8 protein-coding genes are annotated in these 10,838 nt (G+C 71.3%); 6 read left to right on the forward strand and 2 right to left on the reverse strand.

The window, feature by feature from the left end; all coding sequences use genetic code 11:
- The first annotated feature begins 160 nt into the window (after positions 1 to 160).
- The gene (locus ABT147_RS34435; RefSeq protein WP_351413571.1) at positions 161 to 1,525 is read left to right on the forward strand and encodes an NAD(P)/FAD-dependent oxidoreductase; all 1,365 of its coding nucleotides are present in this window, start codon (positions 161 to 163) and stop codon (positions 1,523 to 1,525) included.
- A 226-nt stretch (positions 1,526 to 1,751) separates the two neighbouring features.
- Positions 1,752 to 3,458 carry an ATP-binding SpoIIE family protein phosphatase gene (locus ABT147_RS34440; RefSeq protein ID WP_351413573.1) on the forward strand — a complete coding sequence of 569 codons (1,707 nt, stop codon included), beginning with the start codon at positions 1,752 to 1,754 and terminating at the stop codon, positions 3,456 to 3,458.
- A 64-nt stretch (positions 3,459 to 3,522) separates the two neighbouring features.
- Here ABT147_RS34440 and ABT147_RS34445 read toward each other — a convergent pair whose 3' ends face one another.
- Positions 3,523 to 4,161: a LuxR C-terminal-related transcriptional regulator gene (locus tag ABT147_RS34445; RefSeq protein ID WP_351413575.1), complete on the reverse strand. Its 639-nt coding sequence runs from the start codon at positions 4,159 to 4,161 to the stop codon at positions 3,523 to 3,525.
- A gap of 295 nt (positions 4,162 to 4,456) precedes the next feature.
- On the opposite strand from ABT147_RS34445, the gene ABT147_RS34450 reads away from it, so the two are divergent.
- Genes ABT147_RS34450 through ABT147_RS34460 form a run of 3 tightly spaced genes read left to right on the forward strand, consistent with a single transcriptional unit; the run spans position 4,457 to position 8,292 of the window.
- Positions 4,457 to 4,825: a hypothetical protein gene (locus tag ABT147_RS34450; RefSeq protein WP_351413576.1), complete on the forward strand. Its 369-nt coding sequence runs from the start codon at positions 4,457 to 4,459 to the stop codon at positions 4,823 to 4,825.
- Between the two features lies 1 nt (position 4,826).
- A complete protein-coding gene (locus ABT147_RS34455) occupies positions 4,827 to 5,519 on the forward strand; it encodes an ABC transporter ATP-binding protein (RefSeq protein ID WP_351413578.1) in 693 nt (230 codons plus the stop codon).
- A 34-nt stretch (positions 5,520 to 5,553) separates the two neighbouring features.
- The gene (locus ABT147_RS34460; RefSeq protein WP_351413580.1) at positions 5,554 to 8,292 is read left to right on the forward strand and encodes a hypothetical protein; all 2,739 of its coding nucleotides are present in this window, start codon (positions 5,554 to 5,556) and stop codon (positions 8,290 to 8,292) included.
- A gap of 48 nt (positions 8,293 to 8,340) precedes the next feature.
- Here ABT147_RS34460 and ABT147_RS34465 read toward each other — a convergent pair whose 3' ends face one another.
- Positions 8,341 to 9,606: an MFS transporter gene (locus ABT147_RS34465; protein WP_351413590.1), complete on the reverse strand. Its 1,266-nt coding sequence runs from the start codon at positions 9,604 to 9,606 to the stop codon at positions 8,341 to 8,343.
- Positions 9,607 to 9,780: 174 nt separating this feature from the next.
- On the opposite strand from ABT147_RS34465, the gene ABT147_RS34470 reads away from it, so the two are divergent.
- A complete protein-coding gene (locus ABT147_RS34470; RefSeq protein WP_351413582.1) occupies positions 9,781 to 10,338 on the forward strand; it encodes a MarR family winged helix-turn-helix transcriptional regulator in 558 nt (185 codons plus the stop codon).
- Positions 10,339 to 10,838: the final 500 nt, after the last annotated feature.

A 10,838-nucleotide genomic window follows, 5' to 3' on the forward strand; every position in this document is an offset into this window, starting at 1 on the left:
TACGTCCGGTTTGCGCCCCCTCCTGCCACCCGGCTCACACCATCTGACCTGCGCACCTGCCGCACACGCCGGTAAATCGGCCAACCCCGCGCCCCTGTGGAGACCGGTCACACAAATTGCCGGGCCTGTGGACAAACCAACGAGCAAGGTGCGTCATGGGATGGTGAAGGAACGGATGCGCATCCTCATCGTCGGCGGCGGATACGTCGGGCTGTACACAGCGCTGCGCTTGCAGCGACAGCTGAAACCGGAACTCGGACGCGGTGACGTCGAGATCGTCGTCGTGTCCCCCGACCCCTATATGACGTACCAACCCTTCCTTCCGGAGGCGGCGGCGGGCTCGATCTCGCCCCGCCATGTCGTGGTCCCGCTGCGCCGCGTCCTCGACCAGTGCAAGGTCGTCATCGGCGAGGCCACCGCGATCGACCACGCCAAACGCGTCGCGACCCTCACCACTCTCGCCAACGAGGAGGAGGGCACGGAGTCCGAGCAGCTGGCGTACGACGAACTCGTCCTCGCCCCCGGCTCCGTCTCACGCACCCTGCCGATCCCCGGGCTCGCGGACTACGCCATCGGCTTCAAGACCGTCGAAGAGGCCATCGGCCTGCGCAACCACGTCATCGAGCAGATGGACATCGCCTCCTCCACCCGCGACCCCGCGATCCGCGACGCCGCCCTGACCTTCGTCTTCGTGGGCGGCGGCTACGCCGGCGTGGAGGCGCTCGGCGAGCTGGAGGACATGGCCCGCTACACCGCGCGGTACTACCACAACGTGCAGCCCGAGGACATGAAGTGGATCCTCGTGGAGGCCTCCGACCGGATCCTCCCCGAGGTCGGCGAGGAGATGGGCCGCTACACGGTCACCGAGCTGCGCCGCCGCAACATCGACGTACGGCTCCACACCCGCCTCGAATCGTGTGCGGACCGCGTCGCCGTCCTCAGCGACGGAGCCCGCTTCCCGACCCGTACGGTCGTGTGGACGGCCGGGGTGAAACCGCACCCGGTCCTCGCCGCCACCGATCTGCCGCTCAACGAGCGCGGTCGCCTGAAGTGCACCCCCGAGCTGACCGTGGAGGGCGTCGCGCACGCCTGGGCCGCCGGTGACGCCGCCGCCGTCCCCGACGTCACCGCCGAACCCGGCAGGGAGACCGCCCCCAACGCCCAGCACGCCGTACGCCAGGCCCGCGTCCTCGGCGACAACATCACCCGCTCCCTGCGCGGCGAGCCCCTCCAGACGTACTCGCACAAATACGTCGGCTCGGTCGCCTCCCTGGGACTCCACAAGGGCGTCGCCCATGTGTACGGGCGGAAGCTGAAGGGCTACCCGGCCTGGTTCATGCACCGCGTCTACCACCTGAGCAGGGTGCCGACCTTCAACCGCAAGGCCCGCGTCCTCGCCGAATGGACCCTCTCCGGGCTCTTCAAGCGGGAGATCGTCTCGCTCGGTTCACTCGAACATCCCCGTGCGGAGTTCGAACTCGCGGCCGGTGGAAAGGCTCCTGAGGACCCGAAGGGGTCGTCCTGACCGGATCCAGGAACTCCACCGTTCAGGCCGACGTCTGACGGATGTCGGTCCGGTCGGCCAGACTGGTCCGTGACGTGATCCATCATCCCGGGCGGGGCCACCCCCTCGCCCACACGCACCCACGACCAGGCGTCCCCCACCGCCGTACCCGGGGCAACCCCCCGGGCCACCGGCCGGATCCGGAGCCGGCCACAGACGACCACACGAGGCACGAGGCAAGGATTCGGTGAACTTCACGCGCTGGAGCGCCCGGCTCCCCGGTACGCAGCGCCGCGCCGCAGCGCGGACCGAACACACGGTCACCCCGGACCGGCGGGGGGACGGCTCCGTGCCCGCGGCCCGTGCCGAACGGCAGACCGACGACCCCCCTGACGACACCCCGGCCGTACCCGCCGTCGACGACCTCCCGACCCGCGAGATCCTCGACCGCATCCCGGCCCTCGTCGCCCTCGTCCACGGCCCCGACCACCGCACGGCCTACGTCAACGACGCCTATGTCGCGGCCTTCGGCGTCCGCCCCCTCGGCGAACCGGCCCGCGAGGCCCTGCCCGAGCTGGACGCCCTCGGCCTCCTCCCGCTCCTCGACCAGGTCCTGCGCAGCTCCAGACCCCGCACGGTCAAGTCCCGCAAGGCCGCCGGCGGCCGCAGCTACACGATCACCTGCACCCCCGTCGACGTACCGAGCGGCGCCGGGCAGAGCGACGGCGGTGCCGGTGCCGGTTCCGGTGGTGGTGCCGACGGCGGCGTCCTGATCTTCGCCGCCGACGTCACCGACCACGCCGAGGCCGCCGAGCGCCTGCGCGCCAGCGAGCGCCGCCAGCGCGAGACCGCCGTCACCCTCCAGCGCTCCCTCCTGCCACAGGAGCTGGAACAGCCCGACGACCTGCGCATCGCCGCCGTCTACCACCCCGGCGGCACCGAGACCGCCGTCGGCGGCGACTGGTACGACGTCATCACCCTCGGCGGCGGCCGCACGGCCCTCGTCATCGGCGACGTCATGGGCCGAGGCGTCCGCGCCGCCGCCGTCATGGGCCAGCTGCGTACGGCCGTCCGCGCCTACGCCCGCCTGGACCTCCCGCCGCACGAGGTGCTCCAGCTGCTGGACGGCCTGGCGACGGAGATCGACCCCAACCAGATCGCCACCTGCGCCTACGCCGTCCACGACCCCAACGAGGGCCGCCTGGTCTACGCCTCCGCCGGCCATCTGCCCATCCTCGTCCGCGACGAGAGCGGCACGGTCCTGCGCGCCGACGAACCGACCGGCCCCCCGCTCGGCACCGGCGGCTGGACCCACTCCTCCGGCTCGATCCCCCTCGGCCCCGGCTCCACGGCCGTCTTCTACACGGACGGCCTGGTCGAGCGCCGCAACGAGGACCTGGACGAGGGCATCGCCGCCCTGGAACGCGCCCTGTCCGGAGCCACCGGCACTCCGCAGGTCGTCTGCGACCGCCTGGTCCGCTCGACGGGCGTCACCGCCGACCACGACGACGACGTGGCCGTCCTCGTCCTCCAGCACCCGGCCCGCGTCGGCGCCGACAGCGAGCTGTTCCGCAACGCCGCCCTGGAACTCCTCGGCGGCGTGGAAGCGGCCCCCCGCGCCCGGGCCTTCGCCTCCGGCGTCCTGAGCAGCTGGCGCTTCCCGCCGGAACTGCACGACCTGGGCGTCCTGGCGGCCAGCGAACTCGTCGCCAACTCCCTCCAGCACGGCACCCCGCCCATGCGGCTGCGGCTGCGCCGCACCGACCGCCGCCTGATCGTCGAGGTCACCGACGGCAACGACCACCTCCCTCGCCGCCGCCGGGCCGATCCCGCCGACGAGTCCGGCCGGGGCATCGCCATCATCGCCACCATCGCCTCCAACTGGGGCAGCCGACGGGCCCCGGGCGGCGGCAAGGCGGTCTGGTGCGAGTTCGCCCTGCCGCGGAAGACCTGAGCGACGGGGGCCGCACCCCCGCCGCACCCCCGCCGCGACCCCACCGCGTCCCCGCCGCCCACCGTCACACGGACTCGGGCACCCGGGGGCGGGCGGTGTCGATCCCCGCGTGCCAGGCGACCCGGGCCGCGTGGAGGCGGGTCTCGACGCCGAGCTTGGTGTAGATGCGCCGGAGATGGTCCTTGACCGTGTCCGGGCTCAGGTTGAGGCGGTCGGCGATCTCCCGGTTGGGCAGGCCCTCGCCGACGAGCGCGAGGATCTCCCGTTCGCGCGGGGTGAGCGCCGACATCAGCTCCTCGGCCGACGCGCGTTCCCGGTCCGGGGGAGCGGGTCTGGCGTAGGCGTCCTTCATGGCCTCCGTCAGACAGGGGTCCAGCGCGAGACCGCCCTGCGCGACGGCGGCCACCGCCCAGGACAGATGCGCCGGTGCCGTGGCCCGGAGCAGGATGCCCGTCGCGCCCTGCCGGAGCAGCTGGCGGGTTCCGTGGCCGGTGAGCCGCTCGCAGAGCACGACGCCCGCGGGTCCTTCGAGCCGTAGCAGCGTGTGCAGGGCCTCGCTCTCCGCGGCGTGGCTGATCACCACGACATCGGGCCGCGACCAGCGCACGATGTCGGCCAGAGTGCCGGGAGCTCCCTCGGCGACAAGAGTGAACTGCTGTACTTCCTCCAATACCGTGCGAACCGCGATGCGTGCGGAGAGCATGGGCGCCACCAACGCGACACGAATCATTCTGTTCCCCCGTCAGACAAGGCTGGTTGGACACGAAAGACACGCTGTGGTCAAGAGCGTTCTTTAGGCTTCAACAACCGCGTGCAGCTTCACACTTGGGGGTGGGGCGGTCAAGCGCTCGGTGTCCCTACGAGGACCGCGCACCGGTGTCAACTCCCCTGCCGGGTGCGACGGAATCAGGACTCCCCCGAGCGTGGGATACAGCGGTGACGGATGGTGCTCCAGCGTGGTGTGCGAACAGACCGCACACGATGGGGGAACGAAAAGAATGAGAATCAAGACAGCCATAGCGGCGACGATGTTCGTGGGGGCGAGCCTCTTCACCACCGGGGGCGTGGCCCACGCGTCGCTGAGCGAGTGCAACACCAACAACATGTGCCTGTGGGGCAACAACGACTTCCACTGGCTGATCGGCGAACGCGGCCACGGCTCCACCACGTGGACCAACCTGACCGGCGACCGCAACGACGAGATGGACTCGTGGGCCAACCGCTCGGTCACCCACACCGGTTGTATGGCGGAGCACTCCAACGGCTCCGGCGACAAGCAGGACATGCACAGGAACGACACCGACAACAACGTCGCCCCCTGGAACAGCGACGAGATCACGTCGTGGCGTACGAGGAACGGGTGCTGAGTTGACGACAGCCGCTGGCGCACCGCTCGTCCGGACGAGCGGACTGTGCAAGGCCTATCACTCCGCGGCCGAGACCGTATGGGCCGCGAGGGACGTGGACTTCACCGCCCGGGCGGGGGAGTTCGTGTGCATCTACGGCGCCAGCGGCTCCGGCAAGTCGACCCTGCTGAACCTGCTCGCGGGCCTGGATCTCGCCGACTCCGGCGAGATCCAGGTCGGCGGCGTCGACGTGAGCACGGCCGACGAGGCCCGGCGGGCGGAACTCCGGCTGCGCACCGTCGGCGTGGTGTTCCAGGAGCACAACCTGATCGAGGAGTTCAGCGCGGTGGAGAACGTCGCGCTGCCCTTGGAGGCCTGTGGTCTCCCGGTCGCCGAAGCCCGTGAGCAGGCGCTGGCCGAACTGTCCCGCGTCGGCCTGGCCGGCCTGGAGGACCGCCTGCCGTGGCAGATGTCCGGGGGACAGCGCCAGCGGGTGGGCGTCGCCCGGGCGCTCACCGGGCAGCGTTCGGTCCTGCTCGCGGACGAGCCGACCGGCGCCCTCGACTCGACGACCACAGGCGAACTGTTCGAGCTGTTCCGGAAACTGTGCGACGACGGCGTCCTGGCCGTGATCTGCTCGCACGACCCGCGCTGCCGTGACTTCGCCGACACGGTCTACGAGGTCGTCGACGGCCGCCTGGAATCCCGCCAGTGACCGCCACGGAGACGACACGGGGGCCCGGCGCCGCATGACCGACGACCGCACGACCGAGGACCGCACGACCGAGGACCGCGCAGCCGGGGACGCCTCGTCCGGGGCTCGCCCGTCCGACGGACCCACGCGTCCCGCCCGTACGACCGGCACCCGCGCGACCCACACCCGTACCGCACCCGGCCCCCAGCCGTCCGGCCGCCCCATGACGTTCGCCGGCCGGGCCCGGCTGACCACGCGGCTCGCCCGGCGGCTGGCCCGCTCGCGGGCGCTGGCCCGGTCGGTGGCGATCGTGTTCGTCGCCGGGCTGCTGGTGATGGGCATGTTCGTCACCCTGCGGACGCTGTCGCTGTCCGGCGAACAGGTCGCCGAGAACGAACTGGGGCGCTTCGGCGCCAAGGTCGGCTACGGCAGCGGGGTCTCCCTGCCACCGGGCGACGCCACCTTCCTCACCGACCTCCGCTCCCGGGTCCACGACACCGGAGCCACCGACGCCCGGACCGTGCTCAGCGCGACCGACGTACAGCTGAACACCACACCGGCCCGCAATGTCACCGCGCTGGAGAGCGACTGGGCCTCGCGGCCGTACCCCGAGAGGTACGAGCTGCTGTCGGGCGAGTGGCCGAACCGTCCCGGCGAGGTGGCCGTCACCGAGCCGGACGACGTACGGACCCCGGTGGGCGAGACCCTCACCGTGCTGGGCGACGTCCGGCTCAAGGTCGTCGCCACCGTCGACGACCGGGCCGCCGACACCACCAACCTGCTGCTCGGACCGGGCACCTGGGCCGGACTCGACCCCGCCCTCAGCAAGGGATTCCCCGTACTGACCGCCCAGCTGGACCTGATGTGGGCGGGGGACAGGCAGCAGCAGGTCGTGGACGCCTTCACCGCCGCGGCCCGCACCTGGGCCGAGCGCGGCGGCGACAGCCCCGAAGCCGCCGCGCTCCGCGAGGACGGGCAGAACACCGTGGCCACCACCCTGGTCACCAGGGACCAGCTCGTGGCCCGCCCGCAGAAGACCTGGATCGAGAAGACCCCCGCCGGCTACACCGTCCCGTCGCTCCTGGTGCCCGCGGCGGCCGTCCTGCTCGTCTTCGGACTGAACGGCCGCCGCTTCCGCCGCACCACGGCCTCCCTGACCTCCGTCGGCGTCCCCCGTACGACCGCCGCGCTGGCCCCCGCGCTGGCCGCGCTGGCCTGGTCACTGGCCGCGGCCCTCTGCGGAGCCGTGGCCGGGGTCGCGGTCGGCCTCGGCGCGCGGCTGCTGATCTCCCACCTGCGCGACAGCCCGGCCGGACCCCTCGACGACCTCGTCTCGCCCGCGCTGCGGCTCGTCGCCGTGGTCCTCGTGACCGGCCTGATCGCCGGCGCGGTCCTCGCCCGCACCCGACGCGACGAGCCCGCCCGGCCGCCCGCCGAGAACGACGACGCCCCGGCCACCGCCCGCCCGGCCGCCCGCCGGGCCCGCGACGCCCGGCATCTGCTCGCTGTCGCCGCCTGGTGCGCCACCGTGGTGTACGCCGGCTGGGTCGACTCACCCGCCCACGCCATGATCCTCACCGGCATCCTGATCACCGCCGTCCTCCTGATCATCCCCGAGGTGTTCTCCGGGGTCCTCAAGCTGCTGCCGGAGGGCGGTCCCCGCCGTCGGCTGGTCCGCCGCCAGCTCGCCGGCGACCGCTCCAGGGCCGGCGCCGCCCTGGCCGTGCTCACCGTGCTGTTCGGGGCGTCGCTGGGCTATGTCACCCTCCTGGACACCCTGATCCGTACGGCCGAGAAGCAGTCGTACCCCTCCGTGCTCGCCGGCCAGGTCCTGCTGGCCGGAACCGGAAGCGACACCTTCCCGCCCGGCAAGACCCTGCTCCACACGGTCGACGCCTCCGGCACGCTCGACGGACTGCCCCGCACCGAAACGCGCTATCTGCTGGACGGCGACCCCGACAACCCCCGTATGGCGAGCCGGAAGAGCAGCGACGGCAGCCTGCTCACCGCCGCCGACACCACCGACGTCGAACGGCTGATCGGCCGCCGGCTCGACCCCGCCCAGACCTCCCTGCTGCGCGACGGCGGCCTGCTCGTCTGGGCCCACGCCCCCGACGCCCCCACCGGCGCGAACACCCGCACCGCTCTCGTCGTCCGCCAGGGCGACAAGATCCTCGGCACCACCGCCGAGCTGCCCACCGCCTCCGTCGAGGTCGCTCCCGCCGAGTGGCGCACCGGCTCCGACGGCATCATGCTCCGCGCCACCGCGGACGCACTCGAACTACCGATCCAGACCCATGGACCGATCATGGTCACCGGCGTCCCCGACACCGACGCCCGAGCCCTGCAACAGGCCGTCGTCAACGCCGGTATGGACGCCGGAGCCGTCCTGATCCATGTGGAACCCGACGATCCGGTGCCCCCGGCGGCGCTCCTGGCCACCGCCGTGGGCCTGGTGGTTCTGGCCCTGGCCGCCGTACTGGCCGCCACCCGCAGCCAGACCCGCATCCTCCGCCGCTATCTCGCCCGGCTGATCGCCGTGGGCATCCCCCCGCGCTGGGCCCGCCAGGTGCTGCTCTGCCAGCACGCCGTCCTCATCGCGGTGAGCACCCTCCTCGGTCTGCTGATCGCGGTGGTCCCCACGGTGGTCCTCGCCTTCCAGATCTCCGGATTCGTCCTGAGCGTTCCGTGGTGGCAACTGGCGGTGCTCGCCGCGGCGACCTACGCGGCGGCACTCCTCGCCGCCGTCCTTTCCGCCCACAAGCTCCGTGTGACCGAAGCCCGAGCCACCTGAGGCCTGAGGGGAGGAGTCCCAGCGACTCCCCTCCTCAGGACCGGCACATCAGGCCCGCGCCGCCACCGGATCCGCGGCGGCCCCGCTCCTGGCGACCACCCGGCTGCCCACCAGCGCGGGCCGATCCTGCACCCCCGTGAGCTGCCGCCCGAGCCGCACCGCCAGCACCGCGATGCCCAGCGACAGAACCAGGAACGTCACGATGTACGGCGCGTGCAGCGACGCCCCCATCGGACCGCCCACCGCCGGACCGACCGCCAACGCGAGCTGTTTCACGAGGGCGAACGCGGAGTTGTACTGCCCGGCCATCCCCACCGGCGCCAGATCGGCCACCAAGGGCGCGACGGTCGGCGACAGCATGGCCTCCCCGAGCCCGAACAGCGCGTACGTCGACACGAACGCGGCGGTCGCCATGGTCTCGCTCGTCTGCCCCAGCCCGGCGAACCCGGCCACGCCCCACGCGACGGCCCAGATCAGCCCCACGGCGGCGATCACCCGCGACCGCCGACGCCGCTCCACGAACCGCAGCACGGCGAACTGCGCGACCACGATCACCGCGGTGTTGGCGGCCAGCGCCGTACCGAGCGCGGACGTCGATATCCCGGCGGCCTCCACCCCGTACGCGCTGAGCCCCGACTCGAACTGCCCGTAGCAGGCGAAGAACAGCACGAACCCCAGCACACACAGCTGCACCATGGCCCGATTGCCGAGCAGCTGCTTCCAGCTCCCCTTGGCCGCCGCCCCGCCCGGCATCCCCTCGACCTTCGGCGCCCGCGGCATCCGCACGGTCGCCATCACACCCACGAGCAGCAGGAACATCGCCGCCTGTATGGAGAACAGCAGGGTGAAGGAGCCCGCGCGCGTGGCATCGACGAGATGCCCGCCTATGAGCCCGCCGACCCCGAGCCCGAGGTTCTGCAGAAAGAACTGGGTGGCGAAGGCCCGGGACCGGTTCTCGGCACTCGAACAGTCGACGATCATCGTCGCGAGCGCCGGCTGCGTCACGGCCTGCCCCGCCCCGAGCGCCGCCGCCGACAACAGCACGGTCGTCGCGGTGGAGGCCAGCCCCAGGCTCAGCGACCCGACGGAGGCGGTGACCAGGGCGGTGAGCAGCACCGGAAGCGGTCCGCGCCGGACTATGGCCCGCCCGGCGAAGGGCAGCACCACCAACGCGGCCACGGCGAAGACCGCCAGCACGAGCCCCGCCGTCGTCGCACCGAGATCCCGCACCTGCGCCACATAGACGTACAGATACGGGACGGTGAAGCCGAGTCCGAACGCGCCGAGCGCGTTACCCACATGAATCCGGCGCATCGCTGCGCCCAACCCCCTGGTCACGTTCACCTGCCTAGGTAAGGGAAGCCCACCGGCCCGCTGACTGGAGCACTCAAGCGTTAGCAGTGAAGACTTCGAAGCTAAAACTTAGAACCTAAACAGTACATGCCGAAGGACTTCGATGCCAAGCGCCGTCGTGCCATACTTCGCCCCATGGGCGACACCCCAGGCACCTCCGGCAGCGCCGAGCCGACCCTCGAAGAGCAGATCGCCGCCTACCAGCGCGAGTTCCAGGGCCTCGACCCCCAGGTAGAGAAGATCGTCTCGGCGCTCTCCCGCCTCAACCGCCGTATGAACGTCGCCTACGGCCGCCAGACCTCGGCGCTCGGCATCAGCAACGCCGAGTGGGAGGTCCTCAAGGCCCTCGTTCTCTCCGGCGCCCCGTACCGCATGGGCCCGAGCGAGCTGGCGAAGCGGCTCGGCCTCACTCCGGCCGCCATGACCCACCGCATCGACCGCATGGTCGCGGAGGGTCTGGTGACGAGGGAGCGCGACGAGACCAACCGCGTACGCGTCATCGTCGAGCTGAACCCCGAGGGGCGCGAGAAGTGGCTGGAGGCCATGCGCCTCGCCTCGGTCTTCGAGGAGGACCTCCTCCAGGACCTCTCCCCTCTGGAGCGCACCGTCCTGGGCGAGGTCCTGACCCGGCTCCTGCGCCGAGTCGAGGACGCCCAGCCGGACGCCGGCGGCCGCCTCACCGACCTCGACTGAGGCCGTACGCCGGGGAGTTGGAGGTTTGAGCGCGGGGGACTCTGGGGAGGCTTGACAGTCCACCCCGCGATCCGTAAAGTTCTTCGGGTTGCCACGGAGCCTTAACGGTTCTGCGACAGCACCTCCGCCGCTCTGAGCGGCAACCAAACCAACCAGCACGATCACCCAGTCGGGATGAATTCGGCGTGCCCGAATGCAATTCGATTTGGGTTCGACAGACCCGATTGGGAACTGCCGAGCAGATCCGCTAAGGTTTGGAACGTCGGAACGGCCCAACAGCCGCAAAGACAAGCCCCGCTGACTGGGAATCAGGCCCGAAAGGATCTGATAGAGTCGGAACCGCCGGAAAGGGAAACGCGGAAGCGGAAACCTGGAAAGCACCGAGGAAATCGGATCGGAAAACGTTCTGATAGAGTCGGAAACGCAAGACAGCAAGACCGAAGGGAAACTGCCCGGAGGAAAGCCCGAGACTAGCTTGGGTGAGTACAAAGGAAGCGTCC

The sequence above is a fragment of the Streptomyces sp. NPDC001868 genome, assembly GCF_040297125.1.
GTDB lineage: Bacteria > Actinomycetota > Actinomycetes > Streptomycetales > Streptomycetaceae > Streptomyces.